Source organism: Streptodolium elevatio, from assembly GCF_040649515.1.
GTDB lineage: Bacteria > Actinomycetota > Actinomycetes > Streptomycetales > Streptomycetaceae > Yinghuangia > Yinghuangia elevatio.
On the sequence record NZ_JBEZFP010000003.1, the window covers coordinates 1 to 19,572 of the forward strand.

Here is a 19,572-nt window from a genome sequence, read left to right on the forward strand (position 1 = left end):
CGGCCAAACCCAGGCCGAGCTGCGGCCCGCGCCTTGCGAGCGCACGCACCACGGCCCGCGGGCTAACCGACGCGAATTTGAAGACACTCCCTAGGACCAGACGGCCGCCGGGAGAACTGATTTTCGACTCGACCTCCCAGGGACGCCGAAATGCGCGTTTTGGTGGGGATCGTGTAGTGGGGTGATACTGACGCGGTTCCCCCGATGTCCCAGCACCAGGACCTGCGCGCCCATGAGTACCACCCCACCCGTGTCACCGGCCCCCGGCAGCAACGGCCCCGAGCGTGCCGCAGGCCGGGCAGGCGGCTCGGTCGGGCGGCTCGGGCAGGTCGGCAGGGGTGGGGCCGGTGGATCGGGCGCCGCGGCGGTCGGCTCGGGTGGACCGGGTGAACGCAAGGCGGGCGAGGCGGTGGGCCGCGACGGGGACGAGCATCTGGGGCACGGCCTCAAGCCGCGCCACCTCACGATGCTCGCGCTGGGCGGGGCGGTCGGCGCCGGGCTGTTCGTGGGCACCGGGCAGGGCATCCGGACCGCCGGGCCCGCGATCCTGATCTCGTACGCCCTCGCTTCCCTGCTCGTCGTGCTGGTCATGCGCATGCTCGGCGAGATGTCGGCGGCGTCGCCGCGCAGCGGGTCGTTCTCGGTCTACGCCGAGCGCGCGTTCGGCCGCTGGGCGGGCTTCACCGTCGGCTGGCTCTACTGGTGGATGCTGACCGTCGTGCTCGCCGTCGAATCCGCGGGAGCCGCGCGGATCGCGCACGGCTGGTGGCCGGACATACCGCAGTGGGTGTTCGCGCTCGCGATCATGGTGTTCTTCTCCGGCGCCAACCTGCTGTCGGTCAAGGTCTTCGGCGAGTCCGAGTTCTGGTTCGCGGGCGTCAAGGTCTTCGCGATCGTGGCGTTCCTGGTGCTCGGCACCCTGGCGATCCTCGGTTGGCTGCCGGACAACGACGCGCCCGGGCTCGGCAACCTCACCGGGCAGGGCGGATTCCTGCCGAACGGCTGGTCGGGTGTGGTCACCGGCCTACTGGCGGTGGTCTTCGCGTTCGGCGGCCTGGAGGTCGCCACCATCGCCGCCGCCGAGTCCGACGACCCGGCGCGGTCGGTGGCCCGGGCGGTACGCACGATCGTGTGGCGCATCGTGCTCTTCTACATCGGCTCGGTGCTCGTCATCGTGACGCTGCTGCCGTGGGACTCGGACGCGGTCGGATCCGGGCCGTACGCGGCGGTGCTGGACCGCATCGGCATCCCCGGCACGGCCACCCTCATGGACGTCGTCGTCTTCGTCGCGCTGCTGTCCGCGCTCAACACGATGCTGTACGGCGCGTCCCGCATGGTCTACTCGCTCGCCGAACGCGGCGAGGGGCCGCGAGCCCTGCTGGCCGTCTCGCCCGGCGGCGTACCGCGCCGGGCCGTCCTGGCGTCGTCGGCCTTCGGGTTCTTCGCGGTGCTGCTCAACGTGTGGTGGCCCGAGCAGGTGTTCAAGCACATGCTGAACTCGGTCGGCGCCATGTTGCTGTTCGTGTGGTTCGCGGTCGCCGCCTCGCAGTTGGTGCTGCGGCGGCGGTACGAGCGCGAGGCGCCGGAGAAGCTGGTCGTGCGGATGTGGCTGTACCCGTACCTGACTTGGGCGTCGCTCGCCGCGATGGTCGCCGTGGTCGCGCTGATGGTCTTCGGCCAGAGCGACGACGCACGTACCCAACTCGCGTCGTCCTCCGCGGTGGTCGCGGTGATCCTGGCCATCGGCCTGCTGCGCGAGCGGAAGTCCGTCCGGGGCTGAGTCGTGTCTGCCTGGTCTCAGGGCCGCAGCCACTCCAGGAGTTTGGCGCGGGTCTGCGACTCGCCGAACAACGAGCTGTGCCACACCGCTCGGTCCGCGGTGAAGTGCAGTGTGCGCTCGTCGGGGATCGGGAACCCGGAGGCGGACGCGCCCGGGGGCAGATCGCGCAGGCACACGCCGTGCGTGGGGACGACCAGGTCGTTCGCCTCGGGGAACACCGAGTCCATGAGGAGATCACCGGCACGCAGCTTCAGCGCGAGGCCGTCCGCGGGCTCGAAGTCGGCGTGGATGCCGTAGAACTCCGTGCCCCCGCAGTCGGACGCGGCGAGCGCCTCGAGAACGGGGCTGCCGGGGCACATGGCGCACAGCCCGTCGAGGTCCGTCAGCGCCGCGTGCCCGAGGATCTGCACGGCGGTCATCAGGCCGGCCAGGGTGTCGCCGACGATCTCGGCCGGACCCGGCAGCAGGGTCAGCAGGTTGGTCTGGCGGTCGATGAACTTGACCACGTGCTCGGGATCGGCGAGCGGCGTACCGCGGTTCGGGGTGGCCGCGAACACGACTCGCCGCACGCGGTACTTGGCGTCCGGCGCGCCCTGGCGGCGGACCAGTTCGCGGGCGACCAGGCCGCCTCTGCTGTGCGCGACGATGTCGACGTCGAGCGGGCCCGGTGCCAGGGTCATGCGGTGCAGCGCGTCGATGTTGGCCTCGACGGAGACCGAGACGGTGGGGTGGTCGAAGGCGATGACGCGGCCGCCGTACGCCGCGTGCAGCGCCGCGACCGTGGCGGCGTCCAGCTCGCCGAACCCGCCGTGGCTGGTCGAGAAGGTGCCGTGCACGAGGAGAAGTACGCGGCCTTCGGTGAGGCGCGCCCACTGCTCGGCGGTCTCGATGCGGGAGTCGGGCGCGTAGGGCAGGGCGTAGTTGTCCGGCGTGAACGTCCGCACGCCGTAAGGGCGCGTCTTGATCTCGTGCTGCTGGGCGAGGTTGTCGACGATCGGGTCGAGCACGCGGTCCACGATCGGGTAGACGAACACGACGAGTTCGTGCACGACCTTGCGGACGATCGTGCCGATGATGCCCTCGTCGAGGTTCGGCCCGTCGGGAGGCGGCGGGGCCTCGGTGGTGTCGAGGGCTGTGGCCGGTACGGCGAACCGCGTTGTCCCGGCAGCGGGTTCGCCGGTTGCCCCGGGGGCCGGGTCGGCTCCGGGAGCGGCGGCGCTCTGCGGCCATGCCCAGTGCCACAGTCCCGCGGCGTCCTGGTAGCGCAGCACCTGGGCGGTGCCGGGTGCGGAGGGCGGGACGTCCAGGATGAGGTCCGAGGCGGGTGCGGGCGACAACGATTCGAGGCCCGGCGGCGGCGCCTGCGCGGGCAGTACGCCGTCCGGTCCGGTCGGCGCGGGGCCGGAAACGGGCGCCCCCTCGGCGGGCGCGGCCGTCGTGCTGACCACGAGTGTGCGCTCCGCCGTCATCCCGCTCGCCGCCAGCGCCGCGCGGACCGGGTCGACGGCGACCGCCAACCCCTCGTCGGCGAAAGGTCGTTCCGGTACCACGTCGACGCCGATCAGAAGCCCGGGGGCGGTGAGCGCCACCCCGTCGCCGAGGTCGACGTGGCCCTGTCCGCCGAATGTCCCTGCCATGGCGATTCCCCCCGGAATGCCGAATGACCCCCGCGCCGCAATCGCGTCGCTGTGCACGACGATACTGCCGGAAGCCCCCGTTCCGAGGGCCGTACGGCCAAGCCCGCGGCCCGCCGCCGCCGTCGCGATCAGCCGCCCGGCGTACGCGAACCGGCCGGGTCGGACGACCATTCCGCGGCCAGGCGCTCTTCGAGGTGCTTGCCCTCGATGTCGGGGTCAGGCACGTACTTCGCGAACCACTGCGGGTGGTACCAGAGTTTGCCGCGCACGATGGCCATGACCGCCGGGACGAGGGTCAGGCGTACCACGAACGCGTCCAGGAACACGCCGGCCGCGAAGCTGAAGCCGAGGGCCTTGATCGTCGGGTCGTCCGTGAACATGAAGGCGACGAAGATCGAGAACATGATCAGCGCCGCGGCGGTGACCACGCGGGCGGACTGCGCGGTTCCGCGTTCGACCGCACCGCGCGCGTCGCCGGTCTCCGAGTGGTCCTCCTTGATGCGGGAGACCACGAACACCTCGTAGTCGCTGGACAGTCCGAAGATGATGGCCAGCATGATGATCGGCAGGAAGCTGATCGTCTCGGTCGGCGTGATGCCGAAGATGTGCTCGCCCCAACCCCACTGGAACAGCGCCACCTGGGCGCCGAACGCGGCCGCCACGGAGAGCAGGAAGCCGAGGATCGACTTGATCGGCACCAGGATCGTCCGGAACGCCAGCGTCAGCAGGACGAACGCGAGGCCGACCACCACCGCGAGGAACACCGGGAGCGCGTCAGCGAGTTTCTGCGAGACGTCGACGTTGGACGCGGTGGTGCCGCCGACCGTGACCGGTACTCCCCCGACCGCCGCCTCGACCGTGGCGCGGTTGTCGCGGATGCGGTGCACCAGGTCGGCCGTCTCCTCGTCGTTCGGCGCCGTGGTGGGGATGACCCGGACGACCGCGACCTGGTCGTTCACCGCCAGCGGCGCGGCCGACGCGACGCCCGGCTGCTGGTCGAGCGCGACGGCGAGCTGCTGGACCGAGTCCTGCGAGACCGCACCGTCCGCGACGACCAGGAGCGGACCGTTGAAGCCGGGCCCGAAGTTGTCCTCGACCAGGTCGTACGCCTTGCGCTCGGTCGTCGACGTGGGCTGCGACCCGGAGGTCGGCAGCCCCAGTTGGATGTCGAGCGCGGGGATCGCGAGCACCACCAGCAGGGCGACGCCCGCGAAGAGCACCGGGATCCGGAAGTGCACGACGAAGCGCGCCCACTTGGCGCCGAACGTCCGCGCCGGCTCCGTGGCGGCGGTCTTCGCGACCGTCTCGTGGTGACCGGGGCGCAGGCGCGTACTGACGAACCGGATCAGCGTCGGTCCGGCGAAGCCGGCCAGCGCCGGGAGCAGGGTGAGGGCGATGAGCAGCGCGATCGTCACCGCCGCGGCGGCGCACAACCCCATGACGGTCAGGAAGGGGATGCCGACGACGGCCAGTCCGCACAGCGCGATGACGACGGTGAGCGCGGCGAACACCACCGAACTGCCGGACGTGCCGAGCGCGAGGGCCACGGAGTCCTCGGTGGGTGTGCCGCGCAGCAGTTGGTTGCGGTGCCGGTAGAGGATGAACAGGCCGTAGTCGATGCCGCAGGACAGCCCGAGCATGATCGCGACGGTGGTCGACGCGGAGGCGACGTCCACGACGGCCGCGACCGCCGTGACGCCCATCAGCGAGATGACCACGCCGATGACCGCGGTGGCGATCGGCATTCCGGCCGCGACCAGCGCGCCGAAGGTCACCAGCAGGATCACCAGGGCGACCGCGATGCCGACCAGTTCCGGGGTCTCGGAGACCTCGATGCGCCAGCCGGGGTAGACGCTGCCGGTGTACTCGACCTGGACCCCCGCGTCGCGTACCGGCTGCATCGCCTTGACCAGGTCGTCGATGCTGGAGTCCTTCACCCCGGCGGGGTCCTCGGAGTACTGCACGAAGCTCTGCGCGACGCGGCCGTCGGGCGCCACGCTCTGGGAGGCGTCGGACACCGAGACGACCTGGGGCACCGACTTGGCCTGCGTCAGCGCCGACTGGATCGCGGACTGGTACGCGGGCTCGGTGATGCTGCCGCCGCCGGGCGCCGCGAACACGATCTGCGTCTGCGCGCCGGCCAGGGCGGGGAGCTTCTGCTCCAGCAGATCGGTCGTCTGCTGCGACTCGGTGCCCGGGATGGTGAACTCGTCGTTCGTCTGGCCGCCGCTCGCCGTCGCGGTGACGATCGCGGCCACCAGGACCACGAGCCAGAACGCGAGCACCCAGCGACGGCGCCGGAACGCCCAGCGGCCGAGCCGGAACAGGTAGGTGGACACGCTGGTTCCTCCGACGCCGACTCCCGCTCCGGCGTGCGCGCCGGGCGGCCTGTGCCGCGGCCCCGCACCCCGGCTGCCGGCGTGCGGCCCCTGGCCGAAACATGATGATTGTCGGCATATCGGAACGCGGTCCTCGGAACGCCTCGCCGCGAAGGGCCGCGCATACGCTCACTTGGCCGAACCGCGGGCCGGGATCGACGAGCAACGGGCGACGGGCGACGCGCAACAGGCGACACGCAACGCGCAACGGGCCCGGTCGACCGGGCAGCCCAGGCGGCGTTCCGCGGGTGACCGGTGCCTACGAGGCGGCGTCCACGGGCGCCGCGCGACCGGGCACGGTGTCCTTTTGCCGGCCCGGGGCCAGCAGTGATATCGCCGTGGCCAGCGTCCCCGCACCGACCGCGATGCCGCACGCGACGGCGAACTGGGTCGGGCCGGGGATGCCGTGGGACCCCGTCGCGAGAACGGTGGCGGCCTGCTGCGCGCCGAGTGTCATGCCGATGTTGCGGGCGACGGTGTTCGCGCCGGTCGCGGCGGCGGTCTGGGTCGGCGGCACGGCCGCCACGACGACGTTGGCCAGTGCGGTCTGGAGCAGCCCGACGCCGAAACCGACCACGGCGCTGGCGACCAGGGCCTGCCATACCGCGGCGTGCCACAGGCCGAGCATGCCCATGCCGCCGGCGGCGAGCGCGGTGCCGCCCGCGAGGACGAGCCGCGAGCCGTACCGTGCTCCGACGCGGCCGCCGACGACTCCCGCGACCAGAATCGTGAACGACTGCGGCAGGATGAACAGCCCCGCCTTGGTGGCGCTGAGCCCCATGCCGAACCTGGTGGACTCCGGCAGCGCGGCCAACTGCGGCAGCAGGAACATGCTCGTCGACATCGTGACGCCGGAGAGCACGGCCGCGGCGTTCGCCGTCCAGACGGCACGCAGCCGCATAGTGCCGAGGTCGATCAGCGGGGCCGGGCTGCGCCCGGCGGCCGCCGCCCAGCACAGCCCGAACACCACGGACGCGGCAAGCAGCCCCGACACCCCGGCCGATCCCCAGCCCCACTGCCCGGCCTTGGTGAGCGCGAGCAGCAGGCTCACCAGGGTGCCGGAGAGCAGGACCGCGCCGATCCAGTCCACCGGCCCGGGTTCCCCCGGCGCCGACCGCGGGACCCATGCCACCGCGGCGGCCAGGGCGGCGACGATCAGCACCAGCGGGAACCAGAAGAGCCAGTGGTACGACATGTGCGTCACGATCGGGCCGGCCGCCACGATGCCCACGCCGCCGCCGACGCCGGTGAGTGCGGACAGCAGCCCGATCGTCGCCGCCACTTTCGCGGACGGGAACGCGTCGCGCACGATCGCGAAGGACAGCGGGAACACCGCGCCGCCGAGTCCCGCGATGACCCGGCCGACCACGAGAGTGGGCAGCGTCGTCGCCAGCCCGCACAGCGCGGTCCCGGCGGCGAGCAGCCCCAGCACGGCCAGCAGTACGCGGCGGTGCCCGAACATGTCGCCGAGGCGTCCGGCGAGCGGCGTGGCGACCGCAGCGGACAGGATGAAGGAGTTCATCATCCAGGCGAGTTCGCTGGTGTCCGCGTGCAGCTCGCGCTGGAGGGTCGGCACCGCGGGGCCGACCATCGCCTGGAGCTGCGAGTAGGCCATGGTGGCCAGGACGAGCGCCGCGAGCAGCCGCGGATCGGCGCGTTCGCGGGTCTTCTGTGCGCGGCCCGCGGCGGCATGCGCCGCACCCGCCCCCGCACCTGCTCCGGATCCCGCAGACCGCCGTGGCACGTTGTGTCCCGCTCCCTCGGCACGCGGCAGCCGCGCCCCACCTGACACCCCGTCAGTTGCCGATTCTGGCAGGTGGGCGTGTGGTTTGTCCGCACTTCCCGAGCACTAAATCATCGGCTGTTGACAGAACGGTCGGCGAGGCGGGCCCGCATGAAGGGCACGGGGGTCCGGCCGACGATGAGAGTGCCGTGCGGCAGGCGGGTGCCGGCGGGAGGACCGGCGGCCGGGAGGACGGCGGACAAGGGCGCCGCGGCGTGGATGCCGACGGGGCCGGCGCCGTCCGGCAGGGTGGCGACACGCAGGATGTCCTCGACCGGGTCGTCAGGGCCGGGGGCGACCGCGTTGACGAGTACGCCGCGATGCGGACCGGCCGCGACGGCGCGGGCGAACGCGCGTACCGCCGCGACCTGGGCGACGCGCGACGCGACCTCGATCCACGCGGGCCAGCCCTGGTCGGCGGCGGTCCCGTCCTCGACGGCGGCGACGTACCCGTCCAGCACGCGCGCGAGCTGCGGCAGGTCGGCGTCGGGACCGTCGAACCGGTCGCGCAGGCCCTGCGGCAGGTGGTCGAGCGACCCGAGCGCGCCGCTCACCACGACGAAGCGCGCGCCGTCGCGCAGGACCGGCGAGAACGCGGCCATCAGGCGGTGCACGCCGTGGTTGTTCAGCTCGATGTAGTCGCGGACCTGGTCGGCCATCCGCAGTCCGGAAGCGACGGCGCCGGTCGTGTGCACGATCACGATGTCGACGCCTCCCCCGCCCGCGGCCGCCGCGGACGCGGCCAACGCCCGGGCGGCAGGGGCGTCGGGTAGCTGGTCGGCCGCGGCCTCGCGCACCACCGCCCCGGGCGCCAGACGACGTCGCAAGCCGCGTACGACGGCGCCGCCGATCCCCAGGTCCGCTCCGGTCACGACGGCGCTTGCGGGCATGGCTGACTCCCTGGGGATGTGCGACGTCGCGGACGTCGGGACGTGGCGAGGTGCGGCGGCCGCGGCGATCGCGGCGAATGCGTGTGCCATCCAAGATGCGCGGACCGGAGCCCCGGAACAACGGCGAGGGTCGCAACCTTGGTTAACTCAGGGGTTACCGATCGCGATCCGAGGCGGTCGCGGAAGGCGGGACGGGGTACGTGGAACTGCGCGACATCGAGATATTCCTGACGCTCGCCGAAGAGCTGCACTTCGGTCGCACCGCGGACCGCCTGCTGGTCTCCCGGGCACGCGTCAGCCAGGCCGTCAAGCTCCAGGAACGCCGCATCGGGGCGCCGCTGTTCGAGCGTACGAGCCGCAACGTGACGCTCACGCCCATCGGCGCCCGGCTCCGCGACGACCTGGCGGAGGGCTACCGCCTCATCAACGAGGGCATTGCCCGGGCGAGTTCGGCGGCGAAGGGGCTGACCGGCGTCCTGCGCCTGGGCATCATGGACGCGATGCTGCACGAGATCCACGCGGTGACCGACCTGTTCCGCGAGCGCCATCCGGAGTGCCGCCTACAGATCCGCGAGGCGCAGATCGGCGACCCGTTCGGGCCGCTGCGCTCCGGGGCGGTCGATGTGCAGTTGGTCTGGCTGCCGGTGGAGGAACCGGATCTGACGGTGGGTCCGGTCGTGGTCACCGAACCGCTCGTCCTTGCCGTGTCGTCGCGCCACCACCTCGCCGGGCGCGACACCGTGTCGCTCGAAGACCTGGCCGAGGGGCCGGTGTTCCAGGCGGTGAGCAACATCCCGGCCTACTGGGAAGAGGCGATCAACCCGCGCGTGACACCGAGCGGCAAGCCGATCCCGCGCGGACCGGAGGTCGCCACGGTGCACGAGACCCTGGCCAACATCGCGGCGGGGCTGGGCATGTCGCCGGTGCCCGCGCACGCACCGAAGTACTTCGCGCGGGAGGACATCGCGTACATCCCGATCCACGACGCCGCGGAGCTGCGGTGGGCGCTGGTCTGGCGCAGTGCGGGCGAAAGCGCGCTGGTACGGGCGTTCGCACAGGCGGCCCGCGACGCGGGAACACGCCGCGTCTGAGAGCTACTTCGGCGGAGCCACCCGACCGCGCAGCATGGCGGCGGTGAACTCGTCCAAGGGGTAGAAGAGTTCGATGGCCAGCTCGGACAACGTGACGTCCGCGGGCGTCCCGAAGGTGGTCATGGTGCCGAACATCGAGAGCACGCCGACGGGCGTCCGTACGCGGATCGGCACCTGGATCGGGCTCGGCCGGGCGGCGGGAGTGTCCGGCCAACCGGCGTCCGGGTGGGGCGGCGCGGACCCGTCGGCCAGGGCGGCGGGCGGGGCGGGGTCGGGGTAGGTGCTGACCTCGTCGTACAGCGCGCGCAGTTCGGCGTCGCCGGTCGCCTCCACCTGGCGCCGCAACCGGGTCAGCGTGAGGTCGCGCACCTGGTCGAGGTTGGCGAGCCGGGCCGCGAGGCCTTCCGGGTGCAGCATCAGCCGGAAGACGTTGGGCACGGGCGCGAGGAGGTGGTCGGGGATGCCGTCCATGAGCACTCCGAGTGCGCCGTTCCCCGCGACCAGGTTCCACAGGCGGTCGACCACGACTGCGGGGTACGGCTCGTGCGCCTTCATCATCATGTCCAGCGCCGCCCGGATCGCCGCCATGTCCTCGTCGTCGAGGCTGCTCTCGCGGTACGCCGGGGCGTAGTCGGCGGCCATCAGGAGCACGTTGCGCTCGCGCAGCGGGACGTCCAGCGCCTCGGACAGCCGCAGGACCATCGACCGGCTGGGCAGCGCCCGGCCGGTCTCCAGGTACGACAAGTGCCGTGCCGACGTGTCGGCCAGCAACGACAGGTCGAGTTGGCTGAGCCTGCGGCGCTGCCGCCATTCGCGCAGCAAGGCCCCCACCCGGGTGGTCGGCGCGGTCTCCATGATCGCGAGGGTAGTGCGGTCGTGGTCATGGCGGCCATGACCTCACAGGTCATTGAGCGGCGGCACGGCGCGGTGGCACGGTCGTGGCACCGCCCGCCGCCGGGCAACACGGCCGGGAGCGGCCGGGCGGCCGACACGGAGGAGCAGGCCATGACACGCACCGCCGCCGGAACACCGACCACCGCAAACGCCAACGCCGCCGTCGACGCCCCCACCGCTTCGGCGGCAACGGCCGGCACCACCGCCGACACCGCGGCGCACACCACCGCGGCGCGGCCCGTCGGGCCGGCCCCGCCCTCCCCCGACGAGTTGCTGCGTGCCGCCGTCCGGCTTGACGCGTGGGCAGCCGGCGCGTTCGGCGTCTTCCTGCTCGCCCTCGGATCCCTGATCGACGGGCCTCTGGGGCTGCCACTCGCGTGGTCGGTCCCGTTCGGCGTCGCGATGCTCGGCGGGGCGCTCGCCCTCGCCCTGATCGCCAGGTATCCGGAGATCCCGGCGCCGCTCGCGGTGCTGGTCGTCTCGTGCAACGCGGCGTCGAGCGCGGCACTGCTGGTGCTGGCGTTCGTCGACCTGGTCCCGCTCACCGGGTGGGGCCGCGTCTTCATGCTCTGCGGTGCGGCGATCGTCGCGGCCTTCGCGGCGGTGGAGTACGTGGGCCTCGCCCGCCTCCGGGCACCGGAACGCGCTCGCACGTAGGGTGGGCGTCCCCGGTACCGGCCGGGTCGGAGAGGAGGCGGCATGCACGAATTGCGGCAGCACCACTACGGGTTCGCCCACGGGATCCTCCCGCAGATGGCCACCACGATGGGGCCCCGGCTGCTGGACGAGCCGCCGCCGCGCGGGTACGACGCCGCCCTCGCCGCGATCTGGGACGGCTACGGCGAGTCCCTTCCGGAGGAGGCTCGTCTCGACCGGCCCGGGCTCGCCGGGCAGTTGATGGAACGGGACGGCCACCGCATGCTGGTGGTCACGCTGCCGCCGCCCACCGCCCCGGCCGAGGCCTACTTCGCCGCCGTCGTCCGGGCCCCGGGCGCCGCCGCGTGCCGGTACTTCACGCTGGAGCACACCGTCAGCCCGATCGACGGCGCCGAGGGCACGGTGCTCGGCGGATGGGCGGACGGCAGCCACCTCAACTACGGTTCCTCGGGCCCCGCGACGGTCGAGAACTTCGTGGCCGCGATCGTGCTGCAGTCGGGACAGGGCTGAGGAGCGCGGCGCCGCCGGGCGGCCCCGCGCGGACCGGTCCGCGGCCCCACGGCCCCGGACCGCGGCCCCGGAACGCGGCCCCGGACCGCGGCCCTGGAACGCGGCGTCAGGCGTACCGCTCCTTGAGGTCCTTCTTGAGCACCTTGCCCGCCGGGTTGCGGGGCAACGTGCCGACGATTTCCAGGCGTTCGGGGAGCTTCTGCACCATCAGGCCCTGCCCGCGCAGGTATTCGCCGAGCGCGTCGAGCGTCGGCGGGGTGCCAGGGTCGGCCGCGACGACCACCGCGCACGCGCGTTCGCCGGTCGCCGGGTCGGGCAGCCCGATGACGGCGACCTCCGCGACGTCCGGGTGTCCGCTCAGGAGGTCCTCGACCTCCTTGGCGCTGATGGTCTCGCCCTTGCGGATGATGACGTCCTTGAGACGGCCGGTGATGAAGACGTTGCCGGCGCCGTCGACCCGGCCGAGGTCGCCGGTGCGGAACCAGCCGTCCTCGTCGAACGCCTCGGCGTCCAACGACGGGTCGAGATATCCGAGCATCAACTGCGGTCCCTTGGCTCGCAGTTCGCCCTCGCTCCCGGGGGCGGCGTCGGAGCCGTCGGGGGCCACGACGCGCAGCCGCACGCCGTTGGTGGGGCGTCCCTCGGCGGCCGCGAGCGCGTCGTCCGGGTCCTCCACACCGGCCATGGTCAGGATCGGCGCCTCGGTCAGCCCCCAGCCCGCGACGATGCCGACGCCCCCGAGCTCCTTCTTCATCTGCGCGTGCAGGCCGGGCGGCTTGGGGGCGGCGCCGCCGGGGAAGCAGCGGACCTCGGGGAACAGCGGCCTGTCCGGGTCGCGGCGCTGCGCGGCGAGGTACGTCTGATGGAACACCGTGCCGGCGCCCGCCAGGGTCACTCCTTCGCGACGCAGCAACTCGACCGTGGCCGCGGGGTCGAAGGACTCGGTGAGGATCATCGCGACACCGAACACCACAGACGACGTGAGCCAGGTCGTACAGCCGCCGATGTGCGCGAAGGGGAAGACCAGGCCCACGCGGTCGCCCGGTACGCAGGCAATCCGCTCCGCCATGCCGGTGCCGCCGGCCATGACGGTGGCGTCGGTGTGCCGTGCACCTTTGGGGTCGGCGGTGGTGCCGGATGTGTAGAAGTACCAGCGCACAGGCGCCTGTTCGGGACCGTCCGGAATGGCCGGGGGCGGTGGCAGCCGGGCCGGGTCGCCCGCGGGCAAGGCCACACCGGGGGCCACGCTTTCGGAGGACGCGTCTACGGAGGACGCGTCTACGGAGGCCTGGCCTTCCGAAGTCCCGTTCTCCCGCACCGCGCCGTCCAGGACCACGACCTCCAGCGCCGGGTTGCGCGCCGCGACGGCCGCGGCCATCGCCGGGTAGTCGAATCCGCGCCACACCGGCGGCACGATGAGCAGCCGGGACGCCGCCTGGTCGGTGACGAAGGCGAGTTCGCGCTCACGGTAGATCGGCATGACCGGGTTCTGCACGGCGCCGAGCCGGGCCAACGCGCCCACGACGACGACCGACTCGATCCAGGTGGGCAGCTGCCACGTGACGACGGTGCCCTCGCCGACCCCGCGGTCGGCCAGGTGCGCCGCGAACTTCTCGGCGGCGTCGCGGTACTGACCGTACGTCATCCGCCGACCGCGCTCGTCGGCCATCATCTCCGTGTCGGGTGTCTCGTCCGCCCGCGCGGCGATCACCGCCCAGAAGCTCGTGTGCATGCCTGCTGCCCCTCCTTATGCCCTGCCGTCGCGGGCGAGAGCCTGCTTGGCGATGACGATCTGCTGGATCTGGCTGGTGCCTTCGTAGATGCGGAAGAGCCGGGCGTCGCGGTAGAACCGCTCGACGGGGACCCCGCGCATGTAACCGGCACCGCCGTGCACCTGTACCGCGCGGTCGGCGACGCGTCCGACCATCTCGCTGCAGAAGTACTTGGCGCAGGACGGCGCCATGCGCAGGTCCTCGCGGCGGTCGAACTCCCCCGCCGCGGCGACGACCATCGCGCGCCCCGCGTACACGTCGGTCTGCGAGTCGGCGATCAGGCCCTGGATGAGCTGGAACTCCGCGATGGGGTGCCCGGATTGGCTGCGGGACTTGGCGTACGCGACGGTCTCCTCCAGCAGGCGCTGCGCGAGTCCCACGCAGAGGGCGGCGATGTGCAGGCGGCCGTGCGCGAGGCAGCGCATGGCGGTGCGGTAGCCCTGTCCGAGTCCGGCGTCGCCGCCGATCAGCGCGGCGTCGGGGACGGCCACGTCGTCGAGGAACACCTCGGCGGTCCAGGCACCTTGCTGGCCCATCTTGTGGTCGCGCGGGCCGACGACGAGACCGGGGGTGGCGGCGGGGACGAGGAATGCCGAGATCCCGTCGGCACCGCGGCCGGGGTTGTCCGCATCGCGGGCGAAGACCATGAAGACGTCCGCCACCGGGGCGTTGGTGATGAACCGCTTGGCGCCGTTGAGCACCCACCCGCCGTCGGCCCCGCGCCGCGCGCTCGTACGCAGGTCGCCCGGGTCGGACCCGGCCTCCGCCTCGGTGAGCGCGAACGCCGCGGTCCACTCGCCGCTCGCCAGGCGCGGGAGGTGGAGCTTCTTCTGCTCCTCGGTGGCGCCTTCCAGCAGCACGTGCCCGGCGATGCCGTTGTTGGTGCCGAACATCGACCGGAAAGCGGGGGTGGTCCAGCCCAACTCCATGACCAGGGAGACTTCCTGGCTCATCGTCAGGCCGAGACCCCCGTACTCCTCGGGGATCGCGAAGCCGTAGAGGCCCATCGCGGCGGCCGCGGCGCGCAGGTCCTCGGGGATCGTGTCGGTCTCGTCGATCCGCGCCTCCAGCGGCACCACCTTCTCGCGGATGAAGCGGCGTACCGAGGCCACGATCTCGTTCACGTCGGAGTCGTCCACCGGGTCTTCCTCCTCGACAGCAGGCACGGCGCGGCGATGCCTGGGACGGGTGCGCGCTCTAACCTTATAAACTTTGCGAGCACAGCCCTAGTGGTCACCAGGCGGTGATGTGACCCGCCACATGTTCGAGGTCGGCGAGTTGGCCCGGGTCGTACCCGACGACCACGACGATCGGCTCGTCGGCGGCGACCGCCCTGCGTACATCGTGCAGGTGCTCCTCGATGCCGACCGGCGGCCCGTCCGGAGCCCAGCACACGACCGGCACCACGATGCCGCGCGCGGCGGCCTCCGCCACCACCTGCTCGGTCGCCGCGTCGGGGCGCTCCCCGTCGACGAGGGCCAGCGCGGGCAGGTCCGGCTCGGCGGTACGCCGCGCGGCGACCGCGGCGGCGGCGAACCCGGGGGTGGGGACGGCGGGAAGCTCGACGGTCCGGGGGCGCAGCGTGGGGAACGTCCGCCCGAGGTAGAAACCCGCGGTCCCGGCGTCGGCCGCGACCATGCCGCGCTCGCCGAGCAGGAGCGCGTATTGGCGGGTTATCAGCGTGGGCGCCAGGGGCGGCGTCGCGCCTCCCCATGCCTTCTGCACGACGGCGGCCAGTCGCTCGCGCAGGGGCGCTTCGACGGTCTCCTCGCCGGACCGGTGGGCGCAGCGCACGGCCAGGATCTCCAGGTCGCCGACCGCACACGGCACCACGGGGAGCCCGTCGGGCAGGGCGGGCGGTTCGCCGTCGACGAGGCCGGTGGCCAGGATCAGGTCGTACGCCTCCAGCCCGCACAACGCCAGGTCGTGCTCCTGGAGGCCGATCGTGCCGAGGTGGTAGTCACTGTCCCAGGGCAGCACGCCCTTGGCGCGCCACGTGTTGTAGACCCCGATGCGGGCCTCGGCGGCCAACGCGCGCAGACCCGGTACGGCGTCGTGCTCCACGACCCCGGACCCGGCCACGACCAGGGGCCGACGGGCCGCGAGCAGCGCTTCGGCGAGGTTGTCGAGCGTCTCGGCCCGCGTGGCCCCGTCCTGGTCGTCGTGCGCGAACCAGGACCGCATGCGGGCCTTCCAGGGGCTCTCGTCGTTCATTCCCACCTCCGCGAAAACACCCCTGGCCTGGGCTGTCCGGCCACAGCACTAGACGTACCGCAAGGCGTACCAAAGCACCACCACCGCCCCGCCTGCCACGTGCGTTGCGCGGCGGGGGCAAGGGGTCCGGACGCGGTCCGGACGGCGGTTCGAGGTGCATGCCGGATGCCTGGGGCAGGGGCGGCGGGCAGACCGCGTGCGTCGAATGCGGAGGACACCGAAAGCGCGCGGCCCACATGCGCGCGATGTTCGGATGCGCCGGATGCGCGCCGCGTCAGACGTACATGAAGTGCGGGGACGCCACCACGAGGGTCGGGACCAGCAGGGCCGCGGCGGTGAGGGCGCGGAGGGCCACGACGGCGACCGGGGTCCGGGGAGTCCGCGGCTGGCGGACGGTCAACTCCTCCTGGCGCTGCTGCGGCCACGCGAAGCAGGGGCAGAAGGGGCCGTTGGCCTGGCCCGGGCCGGAGAGCTTCGCCAGCGCGCGCCGCAGGTTGGACCGGGCGATGGGGCCGTGCACGTCGGCGTCGGCGCCCTTCTCGGCGAGTGCCGCGCTGTGGTCGGCCCAGCGGACGAAGAAGCCCACCCGGGGGTACGCCTCGGCCATCGTCTCCGACGCGGTCATCCACAGCGCGTCGCGGCGGCGCAGGTGACCGGACATGTGGGTGAGGACCGCGTTCAGCTCCTCGGGCTTGAGCAGGTCGAGCGCCCGCGTGGTGACCTCGACGCGCGGCGGGCGGGAGGGCAGCAGGACGAGCCGCGGCTGCGCGTCCTCGACGATCACGAGGCGGGGGTGGCCGCGCTCGACCTCGTCCAGGACCGGGCTGGTGGCCTCAAGACGGTCAAGCTGGACGTGCAGCGCGCGGCGGTAGTCGCGTACCACCGGTCCCCCGCGCCGCCAGCCGGCCGCCAGGCCGAGCAGCACCGTGCACGCGACGGCGACCTGTACGGCGAGTGGCACGTCCACGAAGCCGATGCCGGGCGCGATGCCCATCGCCCGCGCCGGGGCGGTCCACAGGTCGGTGGTGAACACCGGCACCGCGAGGGCCAGGGAGACCAGTGCGCCACCCGCCGCGGCCCGCCAGCCCTGCTGCACGAGGCGCGGGCTGAAGCCGGCCGCTTCGGCGCGGTCCAGCACGAAGGGCGCGGTCACGAGAATTGTCGCCGCGAAGAGCGCAAGCACGAACCCGTGCATCACGTCGCTGCCGCCTTCCGCCCTGGGCACCGAGGGACCCCTGTCCGCACTTTTCTACCAAGAGGAGGCGGCTGTGCCCAGCATTCCGAGGGTTCACACGAAAGGGTTTGCTCACACTGGCAAATTGTGTGCGGAGCGGACGGCCGCGCGGGGTCGCGTGGGGGCGGTGCGAGACGTGACGAGGGGCGTGAAACCCGGGCAAGTGCCGTGGCTCACGCCCCTCCACACCTCGTGCCGCACCGCGCGGGGCTCAGCGGCCGTCGGCGAGGTCCTGCAGGGCCGGGCGGGCCGCGCCGAGGACCGCGTCGAGCCATGCGGTGTGGTCGTGTTCGGCGAGCCAGGCGTCGAGTTCGGCGAGCGGGACGTACGCGACCTCGCCCACCTCCTCCGGGTTCAGCTCCAGCGCGCTGCCGACGCGGCCCACGAAGAGGTGGTTGAACTCCTTCTCCACGAGGCCGGAGACCTCGTCGGTCACGTCGTACGTCACCAGCCCGGCGGGGATCAACACGGCGGGCTTGACGCCCAGTTCCTCGCCGACCCGGCGGGCGACGGCATCCGCCGGGGCCTCGCCGGGGAACGGGTGGCTGCAGCACGTGTTCGACCAACGCCCGGGCGAGTGGTACTTCGTGAGCGCGCGGCGCTGCATCAGCACGGCGCCCGCGTCGGGGCCGCCGTCCTCGCCGAGCAGGAACACCGAGAAGGCGCGGTGCAGTTGCCCGGGCGGCTGGTGGGCCGCGAGCTTTTCCGCAAGCCCGATCGTGTTGCCGTCCGCGTCGACAAGCTCGACCATCACGATGTCGGGCGACGCTGCCTGCGTCATGCGTGCTCCCTACCGTCCCGCTACTGTCCGTACTTACCCCAAAACCCTACCGGCCCCGGCTTTATGCCGTGGGCATTCCGGGCGGTATTCGGACCACTCCCGAGTGCCGCGGCCATCGACATCGCAAGGCCGTACTGCTTCACTGCGGACCATCGGTTAATGAGGTTTCATCACAAGCTTGCGTACGGCGGGAGGGCTCCTCATGCACGACCTGGTGATCCGCGGCGGCACGGTGGTGGACGGGACGGGGGCGACGGCGCGTACGGCCGACGTCGCGGTACGGGACGGCCGCGTCGTCGCGGTCGGCGACCGGTCCGGCATCGGCGCCGGACGCACCGAGATCGACGCCGACGGTGCGCTGGTCACACCGGGCTGGGTCGACATCCACACGCATTTCGACGGGCAGGTCACCTGGGACGACCTGCTCACCCCGGCGTGCTGGCACGGCGTCACGACCGTGGTCACCGGCAACTGCGGGGTGGGCTTCGCCCCCTGCCGCCCCGACGAGCGGCGCCGGCTCATCGAGCTGATGGAAGGCGTCGAGGACATCCCCGGCACCGCGCTGCACGAGGGCATGCAGTGGCACTGGGAGTCGTTCCCCGAGTACCTCGACTACCTGGCCACCCGGCGCATCGTCATGGACGTCGGCACGCAGATCTCGCACGGCCCGGTCCGCACCTACGTGATGGGCGAGCGCGGCGCGCGCAACGAGCCCGCGACCCCCGAGGACATCGCCGCGATGGCCGCGATCGTCCGGGAGGCGATGGAGGCGGGCGCGCTCGGCTTCACGACGTCGCGCACGATCATGCACCGGGCGATCGACGGCGAGCCGGTGCCGGGCACGTACGCCGCCGAGGACGAGCTGTTCGGCATCGGTGCCGCGCTGCGCGAGGCGGGGCACGGCGTGTTCGAGGTGGCGCCGGCCGGGGTCGCGGGCGAGGACGACCTCGCGCCTTCGCGGGAGGTGGCATGGATGCGGCGGCTTGCGGCGGCGATCGGCCGGCCGGTGGCGTACGGCATGACGCAGTCCAACGCGTCGCCCGCCCTGTACCGCGACCTGCTCGCCGAGACGCAGGCCGCCGCGGACGCCGGGGCCGAGGTGTGGATGCAGGTCGCCGGGCGGGCGACGGGCCTCATCTTCAGCCTGGAGACGACGTACCACCCGCTGCGCGGCCGGCCGACGTTCGACGCGCTCGCCGCGCTGCCGATGACCGAGCGGGTGGCGCGCCTCCGCACCGCGGAGGTCCGCGACGCGATCCTGGGCGAGAGCGGCGCGCAGTCCTCGCTGCTGAGCGCGTTCGGTGACCGCATCGTGCCGATCGGCGACGAGGTCGACTACGAACCGGCGTACGAGGACAGCGTCGTCGCGCGGGCGAAGCGCGAGGGCCGCGAGCCCGACGCGGTGCTCTACGACCTGATGCTGGAGCGCGATGGCCGCCGCATGTTCATGATCCCGATCCTGAACTACGCGGACGGCAGCCTCGAACCGGTACGCGAGATGCTGCTGCACCCGCGCTCGGTGTTCGGCCTCGGCGACGCGGGCGCGCACTGCGCGACCATCTGCGACGCCAGCATGACCACGACGATGCTGACCCACTGGGCGCGCGACCGCTCGCGCGGCGACCGGCTGCCCCTCGAACTCGCCGTCAAGAAAATGACCTCGGACACCGCCGCGCTGTACGGCCTGCGCGACCGCGGCAGCCTCGCCCCCGGCATGCGCGCCGACCTCAACGTGATCGACCTGGAGCGGCTGCGCACCCACCCGCCGGAGGTGCTGTACGACCTGCCGGGCGACTGCCCGCGCCTGATCCAGCGCGCCGACGGCTACATCGCCACCGCCGTCGCGGGCAGCGTCACGTTCCGCGAGGGCGAGCACACGGGCGAGCTGCCGGGCACCCTGATCCGCGGCCGACGCAGCTGAGGCCCGACCGCCCGAGAACGACCCGAGGCC

Annotated in this window: 15 protein-coding genes; 5 read left to right on the forward strand and 10 right to left on the reverse strand. The window is 72.7% G+C overall.

Annotated elements, in window-relative coordinates; translation table 11 throughout:
- Positions 1–232 precede the first annotated feature (232 nt).
- Positions 233–1,780 (forward strand): amino acid permease, encoded by a 1,548-nt coding sequence (locus AB0C36_RS01775; RefSeq protein ID WP_358347685.1) that lies wholly within the window; start codon positions 233–235, stop codon positions 1,778–1,780.
- Between the two features lie 17 nt (positions 1,781–1,797).
- Here AB0C36_RS01775 and AB0C36_RS01780 read toward each other — a convergent pair whose 3' ends face one another.
- The 4 genes from AB0C36_RS01780 to AB0C36_RS01795 form a co-directional block, all read right to left on the reverse strand.
- On the reverse strand, positions 1,798–3,417 hold the full coding sequence (locus tag AB0C36_RS01780) for a DUF7379 domain-containing protein (RefSeq protein WP_358347688.1): 1,620 nt from the start codon (positions 3,415–3,417) through the stop codon (positions 1,798–1,800).
- A gap of 128 nt (positions 3,418–3,545) precedes the next feature.
- Positions 3,546–5,756 (reverse strand): MMPL family transporter, encoded by a 2,211-nt coding sequence (locus AB0C36_RS01785; protein ID WP_358347690.1) that lies wholly within the window; start codon positions 5,754–5,756, stop codon positions 3,546–3,548.
- 298 nt (positions 5,757–6,054) lie between these two features.
- A complete protein-coding gene (locus AB0C36_RS01790) occupies positions 6,055–7,539 on the reverse strand; it encodes an MFS transporter (RefSeq protein ID WP_358347692.1) in 1,485 nt (494 codons plus the stop codon).
- A gap of 110 nt (positions 7,540–7,649) precedes the next feature.
- On the reverse strand, positions 7,650–8,468 hold the full coding sequence (locus AB0C36_RS01795) for a Rossmann-fold NAD(P)-binding domain-containing protein (RefSeq protein ID WP_358347695.1): 819 nt from the start codon (positions 8,466–8,468) through the stop codon (positions 7,650–7,652).
- 200 nt (positions 8,469–8,668) lie between these two features.
- On the opposite strand from AB0C36_RS01795, the gene AB0C36_RS01800 reads away from it, so the two are divergent.
- Positions 8,669–9,559 (forward strand): LysR family transcriptional regulator, encoded by an 891-nt coding sequence (locus tag AB0C36_RS01800; protein WP_358347697.1) that lies wholly within the window; start codon positions 8,669–8,671, stop codon positions 9,557–9,559.
- A gap of 3 nt (positions 9,560–9,562) precedes the next feature.
- On the opposite strand, the gene AB0C36_RS01805 is transcribed toward AB0C36_RS01800, so the two are convergent.
- Positions 9,563–10,414, reverse strand: a complete 852-nt coding sequence (locus AB0C36_RS01805; protein WP_358347700.1) for a helix-turn-helix domain-containing protein — start codon at positions 10,412–10,414, stop codon at positions 9,563–9,565.
- Positions 10,415–10,564: 150 nt separating this feature from the next.
- Here AB0C36_RS01805 and AB0C36_RS01810 point away from each other — a divergent pair, with 150 nt between their 5' ends.
- Both AB0C36_RS01810 and AB0C36_RS01815 read left to right on the forward strand, forming a co-directional pair.
- Entirely contained in the window at positions 10,565–11,110 is a 546-nt protein-coding gene (locus AB0C36_RS01810; RefSeq protein ID WP_358347703.1) for a hypothetical protein, read from the forward strand.
- A 42-nt stretch (positions 11,111–11,152) separates the two neighbouring features.
- On the forward strand, positions 11,153–11,620 hold the full coding sequence (locus tag AB0C36_RS01815; RefSeq protein ID WP_358347705.1) for a hypothetical protein: 468 nt from the start codon (positions 11,153–11,155) through the stop codon (positions 11,618–11,620).
- 106 nt (positions 11,621–11,726) lie between these two features.
- Here the strand turns inward: AB0C36_RS01815 and AB0C36_RS01820 are convergent, their stop codons facing one another.
- The 5 genes from AB0C36_RS01820 to idi form a co-directional block, all read right to left on the reverse strand.
- Complete coding sequence (locus tag AB0C36_RS01820) at positions 11,727–13,352, reverse strand: AMP-binding protein (protein WP_358347708.1); 1,626 nt, start codon at positions 13,350–13,352, stop codon at positions 11,727–11,729.
- A 15-nt stretch (positions 13,353–13,367) separates the two neighbouring features.
- Positions 13,368–14,558: an acyl-CoA dehydrogenase family protein gene (locus tag AB0C36_RS01825; RefSeq protein ID WP_358347711.1), complete on the reverse strand. Its 1,191-nt coding sequence runs from the start codon at positions 14,556–14,558 to the stop codon at positions 13,368–13,370.
- Positions 14,559–14,625: 67 nt separating this feature from the next.
- A complete protein-coding gene (locus AB0C36_RS01830; protein WP_358347713.1) occupies positions 14,626–15,606 on the reverse strand; it encodes a hypothetical protein in 981 nt (326 codons plus the stop codon).
- Positions 15,607–15,880: 274 nt separating this feature from the next.
- The gene (locus tag AB0C36_RS01835; protein WP_358347714.1) at positions 15,881–16,831 is read right to left on the reverse strand and encodes a M48 family metalloprotease; all 951 of its coding nucleotides are present in this window, start codon (positions 16,829–16,831) and stop codon (positions 15,881–15,883) included.
- A 220-nt stretch (positions 16,832–17,051) separates the two neighbouring features.
- A complete protein-coding gene (gene idi / locus AB0C36_RS01840) occupies positions 17,052–17,621 on the reverse strand; it encodes an isopentenyl-diphosphate Delta-isomerase (protein WP_358347717.1) in 570 nt (189 codons plus the stop codon).
- A 202-nt stretch (positions 17,622–17,823) separates the two neighbouring features.
- Between idi and AB0C36_RS01845 the strand changes: the two genes are divergently transcribed.
- Positions 17,824–19,542 carry an N-acyl-D-amino-acid deacylase family protein gene (locus AB0C36_RS01845; protein WP_358347720.1) on the forward strand — a complete coding sequence of 573 codons (1,719 nt, stop codon included), beginning with the start codon at positions 17,824–17,826 and terminating at the stop codon, positions 19,540–19,542.
- The last annotated feature ends 30 nt before the right edge of the window (positions 19,543–19,572 follow it).